At 42.7% G+C, this 17,315-nt stretch carries 17 protein-coding genes; 10 read left to right on the top strand and 7 right to left on the bottom strand.

All coding sequences use genetic code 11. The annotated features are described in order from the left end of the window. Positions 1–3: 3 nt before the first annotated feature. Together cyoE and M1F05_RS03590 are read left to right on the top strand one after the other, a co-directional pair. Positions 4–891, top strand: a complete 888-nt coding sequence (cyoE, locus tag M1F05_RS03595) for a heme o synthase (protein WP_206084592.1) — start codon at positions 4–6, stop codon at positions 889–891. 313 nt (positions 892–1,204) lie between these two features. Beyond that, on the top strand, positions 1,205–2,566 hold the full coding sequence (locus M1F05_RS03590) for an MFS transporter (protein ID WP_206084591.1): 1,362 nt from the start codon (positions 1,205–1,207) through the stop codon (positions 2,564–2,566). A 55-nt stretch (positions 2,567–2,621) separates the two neighbouring features. Here M1F05_RS03590 and M1F05_RS03585 read toward each other — a convergent pair whose 3' ends face one another. Next, positions 2,622–3,113 (bottom strand): YajQ family cyclic di-GMP-binding protein, encoded by a 492-nt coding sequence (locus tag M1F05_RS03585; RefSeq protein ID WP_042846924.1) that lies wholly within the window; start codon positions 3,111–3,113, stop codon positions 2,622–2,624. A gap of 183 nt (positions 3,114–3,296) precedes the next feature. Here M1F05_RS03585 and panE point away from each other — a divergent pair, with 183 nt between their 5' ends. The 4 genes from panE (at position 3,297) to M1F05_RS03565 (ending at position 5,734) form a co-directional block, all read left to right on the top strand. Further along, positions 3,297–4,208, top strand: a complete 912-nt coding sequence (gene panE / locus M1F05_RS03580) for a 2-dehydropantoate 2-reductase (RefSeq protein ID WP_206084590.1) — start codon at positions 3,297–3,299, stop codon at positions 4,206–4,208. Then, on the top strand, positions 4,171–4,791 hold the full coding sequence (gene yajL, locus M1F05_RS03575; RefSeq protein ID WP_206084589.1) for a protein deglycase YajL: 621 nt from the start codon (positions 4,171–4,173) through the stop codon (positions 4,789–4,791). Before panE ends, yajL begins: the two co-directional genes overlap by 38 nt. Positions 4,792–5,035: 244 nt before the next feature. Continuing rightward, entirely contained in the window at positions 5,036–5,179 is a 144-nt protein-coding gene (locus M1F05_RS03570; protein WP_206084588.1) for a Hok/Gef family protein, read from the top strand. A 411-nt stretch (positions 5,180–5,590) separates the two neighbouring features. Next, positions 5,591–5,734, top strand: a complete 144-nt coding sequence (locus tag M1F05_RS03565) for a Hok/Gef family protein (RefSeq protein WP_206084588.1) — start codon at positions 5,591–5,593, stop codon at positions 5,732–5,734. Between the two features lie 71 nt (positions 5,735–5,805). Here M1F05_RS03565 and thiI read toward each other — a convergent pair whose 3' ends face one another. After that, positions 5,806–7,257: a tRNA uracil 4-sulfurtransferase ThiI gene (thiI, locus tag M1F05_RS03560; protein WP_206084587.1), complete on the bottom strand. Its 1,452-nt coding sequence runs from the start codon at positions 7,255–7,257 to the stop codon at positions 5,806–5,808. 219 nt (positions 7,258–7,476) lie between these two features. Here thiI and xseB point away from each other — a divergent pair, with 219 nt between their 5' ends. The 4 genes from xseB to caiF all read left to right on the top strand — a co-directional run bounded on the left by xseB (position 7,477) and on the right by caiF (position 11,682). Continuing rightward, positions 7,477–7,728, top strand: a complete 252-nt coding sequence (xseB, locus tag M1F05_RS03555; RefSeq protein WP_206084586.1) for an exodeoxyribonuclease VII small subunit — start codon at positions 7,477–7,479, stop codon at positions 7,726–7,728. 3 nt (positions 7,729–7,731) lie between these two features. Further along, a complete protein-coding gene (gene ispA / locus M1F05_RS03550; protein WP_206084585.1) occupies positions 7,732–8,649 on the top strand; it encodes a (2E,6E)-farnesyl diphosphate synthase in 918 nt (305 codons plus the stop codon). A gap of 234 nt (positions 8,650–8,883) precedes the next feature. Continuing rightward, positions 8,884–10,749, top strand: coding sequence for a 1-deoxy-D-xylulose-5-phosphate synthase (dxs, locus tag M1F05_RS03545; protein ID WP_206084584.1), 1,866 nt, complete (start codon positions 8,884–8,886; stop codon positions 10,747–10,749). Between the two features lie 540 nt (positions 10,750–11,289). Next, positions 11,290–11,682, top strand: a complete 393-nt coding sequence (gene caiF, locus M1F05_RS03540) for a carnitine metabolism transcriptional regulator CaiF (protein ID WP_206084583.1) — start codon at positions 11,290–11,292, stop codon at positions 11,680–11,682. Positions 11,683–11,751: 69 nt separating this feature from the next. On the opposite strand, the gene caiE is transcribed toward caiF, so the two are convergent. From caiE to caiA, 5 genes are all read right to left on the bottom strand, one after another. Continuing rightward, complete coding sequence (gene caiE, locus M1F05_RS03535) at positions 11,752–12,345, bottom strand: carnitine operon protein CaiE (protein ID WP_206084582.1); 594 nt, start codon at positions 12,343–12,345, stop codon at positions 11,752–11,754. 23 nt (positions 12,346–12,368) lie between these two features. Beyond that, positions 12,369–13,154 carry a crotonobetainyl-CoA hydratase gene (gene caiD / locus M1F05_RS03530; protein ID WP_206084581.1) on the bottom strand — a complete coding sequence of 262 codons (786 nt, stop codon included), beginning with the start codon at positions 13,152–13,154 and terminating at the stop codon, positions 12,369–12,371. A gap of 85 nt (positions 13,155–13,239) precedes the next feature. Beyond that, a complete protein-coding gene (gene caiC, locus M1F05_RS03525) occupies positions 13,240–14,799 on the bottom strand; it encodes a crotonobetaine/carnitine-CoA ligase (protein WP_206084580.1) in 1,560 nt (519 codons plus the stop codon). A gap of 72 nt (positions 14,800–14,871) precedes the next feature. Next, positions 14,872–16,092 (bottom strand): L-carnitine CoA-transferase, encoded by a 1,221-nt coding sequence (caiB, locus tag M1F05_RS03520; RefSeq protein WP_206084579.1) that lies wholly within the window; start codon positions 16,090–16,092, stop codon positions 14,872–14,874. 72 nt (positions 16,093–16,164) lie between these two features. Then, positions 16,165–17,307 (bottom strand): crotonobetainyl-CoA dehydrogenase, encoded by a 1,143-nt coding sequence (caiA, locus tag M1F05_RS03515; RefSeq protein ID WP_102139025.1) that lies wholly within the window; start codon positions 17,305–17,307, stop codon positions 16,165–16,167. Between the last annotated feature and the right edge of the window lie 8 nt (positions 17,308–17,315).

Below are 17,315 nucleotides of genomic sequence, written 5' to 3'. Positions count from 1 at the left end.
GATATGTTTAAGCAATACCTGCAAGTGACCAAACCAGGAATTATATTCGGAAACTTGATTTCTGTGATCGGCGGTTTTCTTTTGGCCTCAAAAGGGTCAATTGATTACCCGCTGTTCGTTGCGACTTTGCTGGGTGTATCACTGGTCGTGGCTTCTGGTTGTGTTTTCAACAACTACATCGACCGTGATATCGACCGTATCATGGAAAGAACTAAGAATCGCCCTTTAGTTAAAGGGCTGATTGACCCGAAAGTTAGCCTGATTTACGCCGCTGCATTAGGTATTGCTGGTATGGTGCTGCTACTCGTAGCAGCCAATGCCTTGGCAATGCTACTTGCAGTCATCGGTTTCATTGTTTATGTAGGCATTTATAGCCTGTATATGAAACGTAAGTCAGTCTATGGCACGCTAATTGGCAGCTTGTCTGGCGCAGCACCACCCGTTATCGGTTACTGCGCTGTCACCAATGAATTTGATGCAGGGGCTCTAATCCTGTTATTAATTTTCAGTTTGTGGCAGATGCCTCACTCGTATGCCATTGCCATTTTCCGCTTTAAGGATTACAAAGCCGCGAACATTCCCGTGTTACCGGTGATTAAAGGAATTTCTGTCGCTAAGACACATATTTTCCTGTACATCCTTGCGTTTATGGTTGCAACGTTAATGTTAGCTATCAGCGGATACGCGGGCTATAAGTATTTGGTCGTGGGTGCAGCAGTTAGCTTGTGGTGGCTGGGTATGGCGATTTCAGGTTTCAAAACCGAGAACGACGACCGAGTCTGGGCAAGAAAACTATTCATTTTCTCAATCGTAGCAATTACTGCATTGAGTGTAATGATGTCTGTTGATCCTACCGTTTCAACCGATACTGTTATAGCTCTCGTCAGATAACCTATCTGCTCTCTGATGATAACAATGTCTAAACGGCGGGCTTTCCCCGCCGTTTTTATTTGTCTCTGATGGCTTTTACAACTCACTTTTACGCATTCTGCCTATCCTTATGAATCTATTTTATGGTTAAATAGCCCCTTGCTATTATAAGCTAGATATAAAATGCACTATTAAAAATGGCTAATAAGCTGATATTTCAACATATTTTTAATGTAATTAGACACTATCTAAAATAGTTTGAATTACTAATATGTGAGACCTAGCTAGCTAAGAGAAGCCAATACCGCTACAGCTCGAAATATGAAGAATAAAAATGAACGATAACAAAATGACATCAGCAGAGCTCAGATCCACGTGGGGATTAGGTTCTGTGTTCTCCTTGCGAATGCTTGGTATGTTTATGGTTTTACCCATTTTGACCAGCTATGGAATGCACTTACAAGGGGCAAATGAATTTTTAGTGGGCATTGCCATTGGTATTTATGGCCTTAGCCAAGCACTTTTTCAGATCCCTTTTGGCTTGATGTCAGACAAAATCGGTCGTAAGCCACTCATTGTTATTGGCTTAATCATTTTTATTATTGGGAGTATTATTGCAGCGCTCAGTAACTCAATTTGGGGTATTATTATTGGCCGCGCATTGCAAGGCGCTGGTGCGATTTCAGCAGCTGTCATGGCGTTACTATCTGATTTAACCCGCGAACAAAATCGCACCAAAGCAATGGCATTTCTAGGGATAAGCTTTGGGTTAACTTTTGCGATTGCGCTTGTTTTAGGGCCTATCATTACCCATCTAATTGGGCTAAATGGTTTATTTTGGGGGATAGCCCTACTTGCCGTTGGCGCGATTGTACTCACCATTTTTGTTGTACCAAACACCAACACCCATGTTTTGAACCGTGAATCTGCCTTTGTGAAAGGCAATTTAAAAACCGTTTTAGCTCAGCCTCAATTATTAAAATTAAATATCGGTATTTTGTGCCTACATACATTGCTAATGTCGAGCTTTGTTGCTCTGCCACTGATTATGACAAAAGCAGGCTTTCTCGCCCAAGATCACTGGAAAGCCTATTTGGTCACAATGCTAATTTCCTTTGTGACTGTTTTGCCTTTTATAATCTACGCAGAAAAATATCGTAAAATGAAGCAAGTCTTCCTGGTCTGCATCGCACTATTGGCAGTTGCAGAAATCACATTGTGGTTCTCAGGTAGCCAGTTATGGATCATCATCCTTGGCTTACAGATCTTTTTTATTGGCTTCAATATTATGGAAGCCATTTTGCCATCATTGATTAGTAAGGAAGCACCCGCAGGCTATAAAGGAACCGCGATGGGGGTTTATTCCACCAGCCAATTTTTAGGTGTCGCACTTGGGGGGATTGTCGGTGGATGGTTATATAATTTTGAAGGGGCAAATACTGTCTTTATTGGTGGTTTGATCCTGACAATCCTTTGGTTTGTCGTTAGTCTAACCATGAAACAACCGCCATACGTCAGTAGTATTCGTATCGAATTGCCCACACACTTAAAAAATACTCGCGCCCTAGAACAAAAGCTACGAGCTCAAAATGGGGTTATGGAAGCTTTAGTTGTCGACAAGGAATTAAGTGCCTACGTTAAAGTTGATCGAAAAATCATTAATCGCGAGCAACTGGAAGCGATTATTCAGCAATAAAAAATAGGCCTGCAAAATTGTAGGCCTATTTTTATTGATAACTTACTCGTCGTAATTAATCACGGAAGTTATTAAATTGGAAAGGCTGGCCTAAATTCCCGCCACGCACTAGTGCCATAACCGACTGTAAATCATCGCGTGCTTTACCTGTCACTCGCACTTGGTCACCCTGAATTTGCGCTTGGACTTTCAGTTTGCTGTCTTTGATTAACTTAATGATTTTTTTAGCAATAGCCGCATCGATGCCTTGTTTGAACGTCACTTCAACGCTATAAGTTTTCCCACTATGAACAATATCGTCAGGGACATTTAGCACTGCGCCATCAATACCACGCTTCGCCATTTTTTCCCTTAAAATATCGACCAGTTGGAGGACTTGGAAATCCGATTCACTGGTGATTTTTACTGATTCATTTTTATCGTTAAGTTCAAAGCTTGCTTCAACATTTTTAAAGTCCCAGCGGCTCGTAAGCTCGCGCTGCGCATTCTCTACCGCGTTACGCACTTCATTCATTTCAACTTCAGACACAATATCAAATGATGGCATTGTTCAGACCTCTAAGGATATTTTTTGTTGCATGCATGATAACGTTTTTAGCCACTGCACTTCAAGTTATCAGGGCTCTCTCCTTCCTTACGCTATAATTAACGCACACTAAGGTATATACTTGGTTAGATAGCCAATGTCAGAGATGACAAGGTGTCAGAGCACATATTTCAGAGGGACACTATGAAAATAACCCTGATCGGTTGTGGTGCTATCGGTAAGCTTTGGCTTGCTGGCCTCACCTTACAAGGCCATGATACTCAAGGCTGGCTGCGTGTGGCTCAGCCCGATTTGTTTGTCGATGTGAATGAACCTGGTGGACGTACTTTTCGCGAACTAATTCCTTGTAATAATATCAATCATCTACAAACCAGTGAACTGGTGATTGTCTGCTTAAAAGCATGGCAAGTTTCCGATGCCTTATTGCCTCTACTTGGCAATATTCCTGAAAAAACACCCATTTTACTCCTCCATAATGGAATGGGGACAATAGAAGAGCTAGCACCTTTGCGACACCCCGTTTTAGCTGGTGTGACAACCCATGCGGCTTGGCAAGAAAACAACCAAGTATTTCATGTTGCTCACGGAATGACACATATTGGGGCAATCAATTCACAAGCACAAGCTTATTACCCTATTGCAGATATCCTACATGAAGCACTTCCTGACGTTGCTTGGCACAATCAGATTTTGACCACCTGTTGGCGAAAACTGATCGCTAATTGTGCTATCAACCCTCTCACGGTAGAACATAATTGTAAAAATGGTGAATTAACTTACCACACAGAGCAAATTTCACGGGTTATTGATGAAATCTGCCACGTTATGGCAGCAGAAGGGTTACACACCGATAAAACAGAACTGACTGAGTATATTAATGGCATTATTCAAAATACCGCTAATAACTACTCGTCCATGTTACAGGATATTCGCAATAATCGTCGCACAGAGATTGATTACATCACGGGATTTTTAATCAAACAAGCCCGAGCTCATGGCCTAAATACCCCTGAAAATGACCGTTTATATCATTTAGTCAAAAATAGAGAACAACAATATGACGACTTCCGTTCTAATTTGCATCACCCATGGTAGTGAAGAGATTGAAATTGTCACTACTGCGGATTTATTAGTCAGAGCAGGCATTCAAGTCACTCTTGCTAGTGCTAATGAAGACGGCTCCCTGCAAATCACCGCCTCACGGGGTATGAAAATCGTCGCAGACATCCCATTAATTAAAGTGGCTGATGAACCTTTTGACGCTATCGTTCTACCTGGCGGCATCCAAGGCGCTGAAACATTTCGTGATAGCCCATTAGTCGTTGAAAAAGTTCGCCGTATGCATCTGGACGGTAACATTGTTGCAGCAATCTGTGCTGCCCCTGCCATTGTATTAGAACACCACCAACTATTTCCCCTTGGTAATATGACCTGCTATCCGTCGATGAAAGATAAAATTCCTGCGAGTAAATGGGTTGATCGGCGAGTTTACTTTGATGAACGCGTCAATTTGTTGACCAGCCAAGGGCCCGCTACGTCCTTTGATTTTGCATTAAAACTAATTGAATTATTAGTTGGTCGAGAAATCGCAGGAATCGTTGCTGGGCAGCTTGTTTTACCGAATGGAATTAACGATTATTTGGAAGATAAACCCTCTACTCATACTCACCATGAATAATTGGTTAAGAATCAATTAAAACACTGAATTAAAATGATTTATATTACAGATAATGACTGAAAAAGCCTTTGAAGCTCACGGCTTTTTGTTATGATTGCGACGGGTGCTTGGATCATTTTGGTTCAAGCATTTGCCAGAGCCAAAAAGACGAAAGCCCCGAATTTAGATGTTAATCTTAATCCGAGGCAGTCTCAAAACCCAAACAGTTTGATTCTGTCTCCTTTTAGAAAAGGAGTCAAGAGGAATGGCCAAAATTGCCCTTGTAGGGTTAATTACCGTGTGTCTTACGGTATTGAGTTTTTCAGGCATGATGCAAGAAAGATTGTGTTCGTTAAGCATCAGTAGTGGAAATACTCTGGTTCAAGCTACTTTATCGTGCGGTAAGTAGTCTTGTGGTGGGGTATCTCCCCCACATTTCTCTTTCTATTGTCGGTTTGTGGTACAAGCACCCTGTCTAATTATCGCCACCAAAATACCCCGAGGTGATTGGTTTTACCGAATGGAATCAACGACTATTTGGAAGATAAACCCTCTATTCATACCCACCATGAATAATTGATTAAAAATCAATTAAGACACTGAATTAAAATGATTTATTTTACAGATAATGACTGAAAAAGCCTTTGAAGCTCACGGCTTTTTGTTATGATTGCGACGGGTGCTTGGATCATTTTGGTTCAAGCATTTGCCAGAGCCAAAAAGACGAAAGCCCCGAATTTAGATGTTAATCTTAATCCGAGGCAGTCTCAAAAACCTAACAGTTTGATTCTGTCTCCTTTTAGAAAAGTAGTCAAGAGGAATGGCCAAAATTGCCCTTGTAGGGTTAATTACCGTGTGTCTTACGGTATTGAGTTTTTCAGGCATGATGCAAGAAAGATTGTGTTCGTTAAGCATCAGTAGCGGAAATACTCTGGTTCAAGCTACTTTATCGTGCGGTAAGTAGTCTTGTGGGGGGGTTATCTCCCCCACATTTCTCTTTGATAAGTTTTGGATGATACAAGCACCCTGTCTCGCTTATGGGCGGTAAACCTTAATATTATCAAACCCTTGTTCTTTGAGGTACAACGCCTGTAAACGGCTCATCACCCCACGGTCACAATATAATAGATAGGTTTTATCTTTTGGTAAGTCACCAAATTGTGTGCTGAGTTTGTAGAATGGAATATGTTTGATTTCCATACCTTCAACTTTCAAAGGTTTATCTTCGAACTCATCAATAGAGCGGATATCCACAATCACTTCATTTTCCACTGAAAGCTCACTGACCATTTCAATTTCAGGGACTTTCTCTAGACTTTCTTGTGCGATTTGGCGAATATCGATATTTTGTGCCTGCTCAACAACAGACTCTAAAATACAAAAGTCAAAATTAGCTTCTTCCGCTTCGATCCGTGCTTTTACCGCTTTCACTGTTGGGCTTTTCGAAATCACACCACAATATTCTGGCATGGTTTTCGCAAAATCTTCCGTCCCAATTTGACGAGCTAATTTGATAATGTGCTCTTTGTCATGGGAAATCAGCGGTCTTAATATTAACGTATCAGACGCATTATCAATCAAACGTAAGTTTGTTAAGGTTTGGCTAGAAACTTGCCCAAGTGCTTCCCCCGTCACAATCGCTTGCACACCATAACGCTCTGCAACTTTCGACGCCGCACGCACCATCATACGTTTTAATACAACACCCATTTGGCCATCGTCGACTTTTTCTAAAATTTCTGCGACGACAGGTTCAAAGTTAACGGCAATAAAGCGCACTTTATGGGAGCTCCCAAAACGGTTCCATAAATAGTGCGCAATTTGTTTCACACCAATTTCATGGGCTGCGCCGCCTAAATTAAAGAAACAATAGTGCACGCGACAGCCACGGCGCATTAGCATGTAGCTGGAAACGCCTGAGTCAAAACCGCCTGAAATTAACGATAAAACATCTTCTTGAGTACCAATTGGGAAACCACCGATCCCTTCAATACGCGCTTTCACTAGGATGAGTTTGTCATCTTCAATTTCTAAATGTACGGTGGTATCAGGGTCTTTAAGCTTCACTTTCGCAGAAGCAATGTGTTGATTTAACCCACCGCCAATGTAGCGCTCAGCTTCAATAGATGAAAACTCATGTTTACCGCGGCGCTTTACACGCACACAAAAGGTTTTATTTTCCAATGATGGGCCGTAAGCTTCGTGGGCCATTTCAAAGATATGGTGCAAACTGGTAAACGGTTTTTCTTCAACTTCAAGAATATGGTGAATACCTGGAATACGACCGAGCATGTCACAAATTTCGTCATGCTTCGTTTCCCCTTTCACACGCACTTCTATGTTATCCCAATTACGGACAACCGAAATTTCTTCGCCAAGTGACTTAAGCACGTTACGGATATTACTGGTCAAAATTTTAATAAAACGTAGCCTAACAGTTTGGCTTTTAATGGTAATTTCTGGGAATAACTTAATGATAAACTTCATAATAGCTGCATGTTCATGGTTGTTGGGGCTAACGAATGTATCTCACAGTGACACATGTACACGTTACCAATTGTCAATAAAGAGGCGTATTATAACACTATCTTGCGGACTGAATCTAAAAACACCAATAATAAATTGTAACCGTAGCAAGACTGCGTTAGTCTGCTAAATATTTAAAATACTCCAAATATATTGATTTAACATTAGTGGCTAAATAACATGGCTAAAGAAAAATCTCAGCAAGTTCCAACTGTTAGTTTCGAAAACTCACTTCAAGAGCTGGAGCAAATTGTTGCTCGCCTCGAATCTGGCGATCTTCCACTAGAAGATGCGCTCAATGAATTCGAGCGTGGTGTCCAAATCGCCAAACAAGGTCAAAAAGTACTGCAACAGGCCGAACAACGCGTACAAATATTGCTTAGCGATGATGAAAATAAACCCCTTGCCGATTTTTCACCTGAAACTGAATAAATTATGTCTGAACAACTTCCAGATAGCTTTGCACTGCAACAAAAACATGCCTACGACAGAGTTAACCAATACCTATTAGATACGCTAAATGCACTGCCTTTTGCAGAACTGCCATTAGCCAATGCAATGCGTTACGGTGCATTATTAGGTGGGAAACGTTTACGCCCCTTTCTAACCTATGCAGTCGGCTCCATGCTGGGTGTCAGTGAAGAAAACCTTGATGCCCCCGCCTCAGCAGTTGAATGTATTCATGCTTATTCATTGATTCATGATGATTTACCCGCTATGGACGATGATGATTTACGTCGCGGCCAGCCGACTTGCCATATCAAGTATGGTGAAGGTAATGCCGTTTTAGCGGGTGATGCCTTACAAACCCTCGCGTTTCAGTTACTTGCTTCAGCGAAAATGCCTGATATTTCTGATAAAGACCGTATCGCGATGATAGCTGAACTAGCTTACGCCAGTGGCCTAGCAGGAATGTGTGGTGGCCAAGCCCTTGATTTAGATGCAGAAGGCAAACATGTTGACCTTGCTTCATTAGAACGTATTCATCAACATAAAACTGGTGCGCTCATTCGTGCAGCGATTCGTCTTGGGGCATATGCCGCTGGCGATAAAGGCCATCAATTGTTACCAGCCTTAGATAAATATGCCGAATCCATTGGACTTGCCTTTCAAGTTCAAGACGATATCCTAGACGTCATTGGGGATAGTGCGGTAACGGGTAAGCGCCAAGGCGCGGATGCTGAACATGAAAAGAGTACTTACCCATCGCTACTCGGCCTTGAGGCTGCACAGAAAAAAGCGCGTGAGCTATATCATGATGCAATAGACGCTTTAGAGACGATCCAATCCCATGGGTATAATATAGAGATGCTAAGTGCTTTAGCTAATTTTATTATTGAGCGTAAAAGCTGACAATATGCTTTGCCTTTAGGCATTAAGAAGACTGATAATTACGGCATTGATTACCCGATGTAGTTTAAGCTGTAAAACGGGCTTTACCTTAACTATTTGATGTGATGGGTCAGTGGCTAATAGAACAAATCGCGAAACATCGATTTTTATGTATGTCTAGCGTAAGAAAATACAGCCCTTTACTGTCGCTGAAAATAGGATGGGTATTTTTGATTAATTATAAGTGAGCACCTAATGAGTATTGATATCGCTAAATATCCAACGCTAGCATTGGCTGAGACGCCTGATGAGCTTCGTCTGCTGCCCAAAGAAAGCTTACCTAAGCTTTGTGATGAACTCAGACAATTTTTACTGAGTAGCGTGGGTCGCTCTAGCGGTCACTTTGCCTCTGGTCTTGGTGCAGTAGAACTGACTGTTGCCTTGCATTATGTCTACAAAACCCCCTTTGATAACCTAGTTTGGGATGTCGGCCACCAAGCGTATCCCCATAAAATCTTAACGGGACGCCGTGACCGTATTGATACTATTCGTCAAAAAAATGGTTTACATCCATTTCCATGGCGTGGTGAAAGTGAGTATGACATTTTAAGCGTTGGCCATTCCTCAACATCCATTAGTGCTGGTTTAGGTATGGCCATTGCGGCAGAAAAAGAGAAACAAAACCGTAAAACCGTGTGTGTCATTGGCGATGGTGCAATCACGGCAGGGATGGCATTTGAAGCCATGAACCACGCAGGAGATGCCGCGCCAGATATGCTGGTTATCCTCAACGACAACGAAATGTCGATTTCAGAAAATGTTGGCGCGCTCAATAACCATTTGGCGCACTTACTTTCTGGCAAGCTGTACACCACATTACGCGAAAGTGGCAAAAAAGTGTTCTCTAACATGCCACCGATTAAAGAATTACTGAAGAAAACCGAAGAACACATCAAAGGTATGGTGGTGCCTGGTACAATGTTTGAAGAGCTTGGTTTCAACTATATTGGCCCTGTCGATGGGCACGATGTTGTTGCACTCACCCAAACATTGAAAAATATGCGTGACTTAAAAGGGCCACAATTTCTGCACATCATGACCAAAAAAGGCCGCGGTTATGAGCCTGCGGAAAAAGACCCAATTAGCTGGCATGCAGTACCTAAATTTGACCCAAGTACCTTTACGTTACCGAAAAGCAAAGAAACTGGCCCAACATTCTCCAAAATTTTTGGTGATTGGTTGTGTGACGAAGCAAAAGATGATGGCAAATTAATGGCTATCACGCCAGCCATGCGTGAAGGCTCTGGTATGGTGCGTTTTTCAAAAGAATTTCCAGACCAATACTTCGACGTCGCTATCGCTGAGCAACACGCTGTAACCTTTGCTGCAGGTTTAGCGATTGGTGGTTATAAACCGATTGTCGCTATCTATTCAACGTTCTTGCAACGTGGCTATGACCAAGTTATTCATGATGTAGCAATCCAAAAAGTCCCCGTGATGTTTGCAATTGATCGCGCAGGGATCGTAGGTGCCGATGGGCAAACTCACCAAGGGTCTTTTGATATTTCATTCCTGCGCTGTATACCAACCATGGTTATCATGGCCCCTAGTGATGAAAATGAGTGCCGCCAGATGCTACACACTGGCTACCACTATAACGATGGTCCAAGTGCTGTCCGTTACCCTCGTGGTACGGGTACAGGGGCTGAACTCCAGCCTTTAGCACCATTACCTATTGGTAAAGGAGTCATCCGCCGCCAAGGTGAAAAAGTGGCTATTCTGTGCTTCGGGACCTTACTCAGCCACGCGCTTGAAGCCGCAGAGCAATTAAATGCGACCGTTGTGGATATGCGCTTTGTGAAACCCTTGGATGAAGCATTGATCCTCGAGATGGCAAATAGCCATGATGTGTTAGTGACACTCGAAGAAAATGCCATCATGGGTGGCGCAGGGAGTGGCGTGAACGAGTTTTTAATGCATGAAAAGAAAATAATTCCTGTATTAAACCTTGGCTTGCCAGACTACTTTATCTCCCAAGGTAGCCAAGAAGAGCTGATTGCCGATCTTGGATTAAATGCCAAAGGCATTGTTAATTCAATCACAAGCTACCTGAATAAATAACCTTTTATTAAATGAGAGTCATTATTTCGTGTAATGACTCTCATTTTCTTTCAAATACGCATTAATTGAGTATTAGATTAATTTGTTATAAAAATAGTTATCTAAAATAACAACATTTACATATTCCCCTTAGTTTAATAACATCCCTTCCAATAAAAAAACCAAATATAATCAGATAATAAACAACAATGTTTATCTCTTCACCCAAAAATAGAATATAAACAAAATTATTACCTTGAATGTAATTTTCAAAAATAAACACATGCAAATTATTTTTAAATCTATTATTATGAACCTTGTCACTGTATGACTGCGCAATTTAGGCTCTGACTTATATTCGTTATAAATTACTTAACTATCTAAAAGCAAAGTAAAATAAATCAATAACAAATATATTATTTTAACAATTTTAACCAGGCTTTAATAATTAATTATTTTCCTTTAATTTATTACGGGAGATAAATAACATTATTCCAACTACAATTTACATATAGTTTCTCTTTATTTATTCAATTTTAATAATTAGATTTGGGAGCGCTTATGTGTGGACAATATATTAACGAACCCTTGTATTTATCCATAGCACATTGGGTAATGAAGCAAGGTCGTTGGACAACCGCCAGAGAAATATCTAACAATTTCGATATTCCGCATCCTAATGCTGTTAATATTGTTTCTTATATTCTATCGGATGTGGCTGAGATCCAATGTGAAGTTAAAATGATCCCGAATAAACTATCGGGTCGTGGGTGCCAATGCCAGCGTTTAATTAAAGTGAGTAAAATTGATAACCAACTTTATTCTCGTTTAAGAAACCACCAATCGGAAAAAGTCACCATAGATTCCCCCGTGAAAGCGGCTTCAATGCCACCAAGTGAACTGAATAGAGAACAGAAATGGCAATGGATGTTATCCAAAGCACAGCGCCGCTAGTTAATATGTTATATCAATAAAAAAACGCAGGTTTTAAACCCGCGTTTTTTTATTTCCGACCAATACCTATTATTGCCCTTTAGGCTTCACTTCTGTGGTACCAAATAGTTTTGGTCGATTAATTTCAATTTCAGTGAGGGGCTTAGTCTCTTCTAACCCAACAAGATAGCGCCCAGCAAGATCCTGGTACTCTTTTGTATTCAATTGCTTCCAATGTAGTTCTTCATCCTTAACCTGACGAAGAAATCGTGCGGGGCTCCCCACTAACATTTGCCGTGGTTCGCCTTGAAAACCAGCTTTAACAAAACTCATTGCAGCAACAATGCTTTCCTCACCAATCACGGCGCCATCCATGATGACGCTATTCATTCCGACTAAAGTATCGCGGCCAATGATACACCCGTGTAAAATAGCGCCATGACCAATATGCCCGCACTCCCGCACAATCGTTTCTACATCACTGTAACCGTGCATAATGCAGCAATCTTGAATATTGGCCCCTTTTTCAATCACTAAGCGCCCATAATCCCCTCTGAGTGACGCATTCGGCCCAACAAATACTCCTTCTTTGATAATTACATCACCAATCACGACCGCGGAAGGATGAACATACGCCGTTGGGTGTACCACGGGCCTTACGCCTTCAAATGAATAGAAGCTCACAATTGACCTCTCAGGTGGCTAGATTATCGGCCTTTCCAACTTGGAGAACGTTTCTCTGCAAACGCTAACGGCCCTTCTGTCGCATCTTCAGAGTGTAAAACCGCTGGGTAATTGGTTAATACCCCACTGCGCATCAGTTTGTAACCCTCTTCGACGGTCAACTCCCCAGTTGCACGGAAAATTTCTTTTAATGCCGCAACCGCTAATGGTGCGCTTTGCGTGATTTGCTCTGCCAGCTCACGGGCTCTATCCATCAATTTTTCAATAGGCACCACATCATTCGCAACGCCCCAACGCAATGCTTCTTGAGCATCCATACGCCTGCCTGTCATTACCATTTCATTCACGATAGGTGCAGGCACTATTTTTGGCAGACGTAAAACACCGCCACTGTCTGGAACAATCCCTAATTGGGCTTCTGGCAACGCAAAACTGGCATTTTCTGAACAAATAATCATATCTGCCGCCAATGCGAGTTCGAAACCGCCACCAAATGCATAACCGTTAACCGCCGCAATCACGGGTTTATTAAGATTAAAAATCTCAGTCAACCCAGCAAAGCCACCAGGACCAAAATCCGCATCAGGGGCTTCACCTTCCGCAGCGGATTTTAGATCCCACCCTGCAGAGAAAAAACGTTCCCCTGCCCCTGTAATAATGGCGACTCTTAAAGATGGGTCATCTCGAAAGTTAAGAAAAACTTCACCCATTTTGAAACTGGTTTTTGCATCTATCGCATTCGCTTTAGGCCTATCGAGTACGATTTCCAAAATGGAGCCATTACGGGTAATTTTTAATGATTCACTCATAGTGCAATCCTTTCGTCATCATAGGGGGATCCCTCTGTTTTAAGTAATAAACAGAGGGATCCTCAGAATTAATAGAATGATCCGATTATTGCAGATGTTTTTTCAGTACTTTCCCAGAACAATTTCGCGGTAAATCTTTGCGCACTTCAACACACGTTGGTACTTTAAATTTCGCCATTTGTTTTTCACAAAAGGCAAAGAACTCCTCCTGCGTTAAGGTTTCCCCTTCTTCCAGCACAATAAACGCCTTAATGGCTTCGTCACGTATATCATCCGCAACACCAATGACCGCTACATCCACAATGGCAGGGTGTGAGGCAATGATATTTTCGATTTCACTACAAGAGACGTTCTCACCACCGCGTTTGATCATATTGCTGCTTCTATCAACAAAATAGAAAAAACCGTCTTCGTCTTGGTAAGCGAAGTCCCCTGTATGCATCCAACCTGCGCCATCAAAGGCTTTTTCTGTAGCCTCGGGGTTGTTGTAATACGCTTTAAACAGCGTTTTACCGCGCTCACCTTTAACACACAGTTCGCCAATCACTCCTGTTTCAACGGGTTGGTTGTTTTTATCCCGAATTTGCGCTTGGTAACAAAAACCAGGGCGGCCAATTGATGGCCAGCGGCGGATATCACCAGGTCTGTCCCCAATCAACCCCACTATCGTTTCGGTCATACCATAAGAAGTTAAAAAGCGTTTCACGCCAAAACGTGCCATAAATTGCTCTTTTTCTTCATCGCTTAAATTGAGATAAAACATGGCTTCTCGCAGGCAATGCTCTTTTTCGTTATCCGCCAGCGGTTGGCTTAATAACGTTCGGATCATCATTGGGATTAACTCAGTCACAGTGGCACGATGCCTAACAATTTGCTGCCAAAAACGCCGCGCACTGTATTTTTCGATTAAGACAAACGTTGCACCAACGGAGAAAGCTGCCATCGATGCCGTACATTGACAGTCAATGTGGAAAGCAGGCATCACCGTTAAATACACATCATCGGCACGTAACGCGTTTTGCCATGAAGAGTAGTACCCCGCAAAACGTAAATTATAGTGGGTGATAATCACCCCTTTAGGCTTTGACGTTGTTCCTGAGGTAAATAAGATTTCCGCAGTATCGCTCACACTGAGCTCAACAATTTGTGTGAGCGCCGCTGGCTGAGCCGCTTGTTCTGATAAAAAGTCCGAAATGCCATCTTGTTGTCGGACGGGTGTATCTGCAATTAAAAAAACACGTTCAAGACAAGTGCTTTCATCCGCCAAAACACGTTGATAAATATCTAAAAATACGGTGCAAGTCACTACCATACGAGGTTGGCAGTTCTGCATAATCCACGCGCTTTCGTTATATTTATACCGTGCGTTGATGGGCACCATAATTGCGCCGATTTTCGCTAAACCAAACCAGCAAAAGAAAAATTCAGGGCAATTATCCAGATGTAAGGCAACTTTATCCCCTTTTTGAATGCCATAGGCTAAAAAGAGATTCGCTGTGCGATTGATTTGCTCATTCATTTCTAAATAGCTGAATTCACGAATATTTCCATCGCAAGACTCAAAGATAAGCGCCTTATTGTCTTGGTGAGTTAACGCAAGGTCGTCCCACATTTGACGCAAATTTTGTCTACCGATTACATCCATTAATTGTTTTCCCTCTATTTCCCCAATGAACATTCAGGCCAACAGGAAAGATTGACCTGAATAATCACTTAATTACTCAACAATTTTCGCTAGCCCTTTATCGACCAGCTCCCGAATATCATTTTCGTTGTAGCCAATGTTTTTTAGTATTTCAGTGGTGTCCATACCGTGAGATGGCATACCACGCCAGATTTGTCCTGGATTGTTTTTGAATTTTGGCATCACATTTGGGCCACGACAGGTTTCCCCATCCATGGTTTGCCAACTGGTGATGGATTCACGGGCAATATATTGTGGGTTAGTTTCTAACTCAGGAATGGTTAACACTTTAGCGCTCGCAATATTCAGCTCAGCTAACCTTGCAAGTACCTCTTCGATGGAACGTGCGCCTAACCACTCATCTAATTTTTCCTCAACGAGTGGCCCATATGGGCATTCAACACGGTGAATCAGTTGTGTGCCTTCTGGGATCTCAGGAGTACCCAATAAATGTGCGAGACCAATATCTTTGAAAATTTCTTGGATTTGCGTGATACCGACAATTTCCATGACAATATAACCATCGTTACAGCTATACAGGCCGCAACCTGCATAGTACGGGTCTTTCCCTTTGGTCATACGTGGGCAAACTTCACCACCATTGAAATAATCCATCATGAAGTATTGCCCCATACGCAGCATCACTTCATACATTGCCACGTCGATGCTTTCCCCTTTCCCTGTTTCGCGCGCTTTATATAACGCAGCTAATGCCGCGGTTGTGGCGGTCATACCCGAGAAATAGTCTGCCGTATATGGGAAAGCGGGCATTGGTTGGTCTTTATCACCGTTTTGAATCAGGTAGCCACTGAAGGCTTGAGCAATGGTGTTATATGCAGCAAGATTGGTATATTGCGGGTCGCCATACTGGCCAAAGCCCGATAAGTGAGCGATAACCAATTTTGGATTGTGCTCCCACAGCACTTCATCCGTGATCCCTCGGCGGGCAAAAGCAGGGCCTTTACTCGCCTCTATAAATATATCCGTCGTTTCCATTAACTTAAGAAATGCTTCTCGTCCTTCATCCTTAAAGATATTCAATGAGAGCGCCCGTAAATTACGTCGCGATAGCTGCGGGTAATTTGGCTGGACACGAATAGTGTCTGCCCATGCCACGTTCTCAATCCAAATAACTTCTGCCCCCCATTCCGCAAACATTTGCCCCGCGAATGGGCCTGCAATTTCAATTCCTGAAAATACGACTTTAACCCCAGAAAGCGGGCCAAATTCAGGCATAGGTAAATGCGCTGCCATGTTCGATTCTCCTGTGAAACTCGGTTGACCCTCTAACCATGATCAAAGGGTCAATCCACGACGGTTACGTCATTAGCGGTACTGTTTCAGTACACTGCGGCCTAGTGTCAGTATTTGCATTTCATCTGAACCACCCGATACGCGGTCAACACGCAGGTCGCGCCAGAAACGTGCGATCCGATGTTCACCCGCGATACCAACGCCACCCAGTACTTGCATCGCAGAGTCCACCACTTCGAATGCGGCATTTGCACAGAAGTATTTACACATTGCTGCATCACCTGAGGTGATCAGCCCGTTATCACTCTTCCATGCAGTTTCGTATAACATGTTGCGCATTGAATTGAGCTTGATCGCCATATGTGCAAATTTTTCTTGAATTAATTGATAACGACCGATTGCTTCGCCGAATTGAACGCGTTGGTTGGCATAACGCGCCGCATCTTCAAATGCACACATCGCTGTACCGTAGTTAGTTAGCGCCACTAAGAAACGTTCATGGTCAAACTCTTCTTTTACGCGGTTAAAGCCGTTTCCTTCGCGACCGAACATGTCTTTTTCATCTAGTTCGACGTTATCAAAAGTAATTTCACAGCAGCTATCCATGCGCAGGCCCAGCTTTTCAAGTTTGTTAACCTTGATACCTGGTTTGCTCATATCCAAGAACCACTCAGTAAAGACGGGTTTATCTGGCGAATCTGCATCGCGACTCATCACCACAATGTATGGCGTATAGGCGCTACTGGTGATAAAACATTTGCTTCCGTTCAGGTAAACTTTACCGTTACGGCGCTGATAAGTAGTTTGCAGGCTACCCACGTCAGAACCCGCGCCCGGCTCAGTAATGGCTGAGTTCCACATTTGTTTCCCCGTGCCGCGGAACGCCATGATTTTATCAATCTGTTCTTGCGTCCCTTCACGCAGTACGGTATTGAAACCACCCGGCAGTTGATACAGCACGTATGTTGGCGCACCTAAACGCCCCAGTTCCATCCACACCGCAGCAACGGTGATAAACCCTGCATCTAAACCACCATGCTCTTCTGGAATCAGCAGGTTATCGATTTCCATATCCGCTAACGCTTTGACAAAGCGTTCAGGGTATTGGCTGTCGCGGTCGCATTGTGCGAAGTAGCTTTCCCAGTTTTCACTGGCCATCAGTTCACGGATCCCTGCGACAAACAGCTCCTGCTCATCATTCAATCTAAAATCCATATCAATAA

It is taken from the genome of Providencia sp. PROV252 (genome assembly GCF_033676005.1).
In the GTDB taxonomy this organism is placed as follows: domain Bacteria; phylum Pseudomonadota; class Gammaproteobacteria; order Enterobacterales; family Enterobacteriaceae; genus Providencia; species Providencia vermicola.
Note: the sequence above shows the minus strand (reverse complement) of the source record. Positions and strands in the feature narration are given on the sequence as shown.

What these genes read in the sequence shown, in the direction of transcription:
- dxs (WP_206084584.1), top strand. Translation starts at nt 8,884, where the DNA reads ATGAGTATTGATATCGCTAAATATCCAACGCTAGCATTGGCTGAGACG.
- M1F05_RS03570 (WP_206084588.1), top strand. Translation starts at nt 5,036, where the DNA reads ATGGCCAAAATTGCCCTTGTAGGGTTAATTACCGTGTGTCTTACGGTA.
- caiA (WP_102139025.1), bottom strand. Translation starts at nt 17,307, where the DNA reads ATGGATTTTAGATTGAATGATGAGCAGGAGCTGTTTGTCGCAGGGATC.
- caiC (WP_206084580.1), bottom strand. Translation starts at nt 14,799, where the DNA reads ATGGATGTAATCGGTAGACAAAATTTGCGTCAAATGTGGGACGACCTT.
- ispA (WP_206084585.1), top strand. Translation starts at nt 7,732, where the DNA reads ATGTCTGAACAACTTCCAGATAGCTTTGCACTGCAACAAAAACATGCC.
- caiD (WP_206084581.1), bottom strand. Translation starts at nt 13,154, where the DNA reads ATGAGTGAATCATTAAAAATTACCCGTAATGGCTCCATTTTGGAAATC.
- caiF (WP_206084583.1), top strand. Translation starts at nt 11,290, where the DNA reads ATGTGTGGACAATATATTAACGAACCCTTGTATTTATCCATAGCACAT.
- cyoE (WP_206084592.1), top strand. Translation starts at nt 4, where the DNA reads ATGTTTAAGCAATACCTGCAAGTGACCAAACCAGGAATTATATTCGGA.
- thiI (WP_206084587.1), bottom strand. Translation starts at nt 7,257, where the DNA reads ATGAAGTTTATCATTAAGTTATTCCCAGAAATTACCATTAAAAGCCAA.
- caiB (WP_206084579.1), bottom strand. Translation starts at nt 16,092, where the DNA reads ATGGCAGCGCATTTACCTATGCCTGAATTTGGCCCGCTTTCTGGGGTT.
- xseB (WP_206084586.1), top strand. Translation starts at nt 7,477, where the DNA reads ATGGCTAAAGAAAAATCTCAGCAAGTTCCAACTGTTAGTTTCGAAAAC.
- M1F05_RS03565 (WP_206084588.1), top strand. Translation starts at nt 5,591, where the DNA reads ATGGCCAAAATTGCCCTTGTAGGGTTAATTACCGTGTGTCTTACGGTA.
- M1F05_RS03590 (WP_206084591.1), top strand. Translation starts at nt 1,205, where the DNA reads ATGAACGATAACAAAATGACATCAGCAGAGCTCAGATCCACGTGGGGA.
- yajL (WP_206084589.1), top strand. Translation starts at nt 4,171, where the DNA reads ATGACGACTTCCGTTCTAATTTGCATCACCCATGGTAGTGAAGAGATT.
- panE (WP_206084590.1), top strand. Translation starts at nt 3,297, where the DNA reads ATGAAAATAACCCTGATCGGTTGTGGTGCTATCGGTAAGCTTTGGCTT.
- M1F05_RS03585 (WP_042846924.1), bottom strand. Translation starts at nt 3,113, where the DNA reads ATGCCATCATTTGATATTGTGTCTGAAGTTGAAATGAATGAAGTGCGT.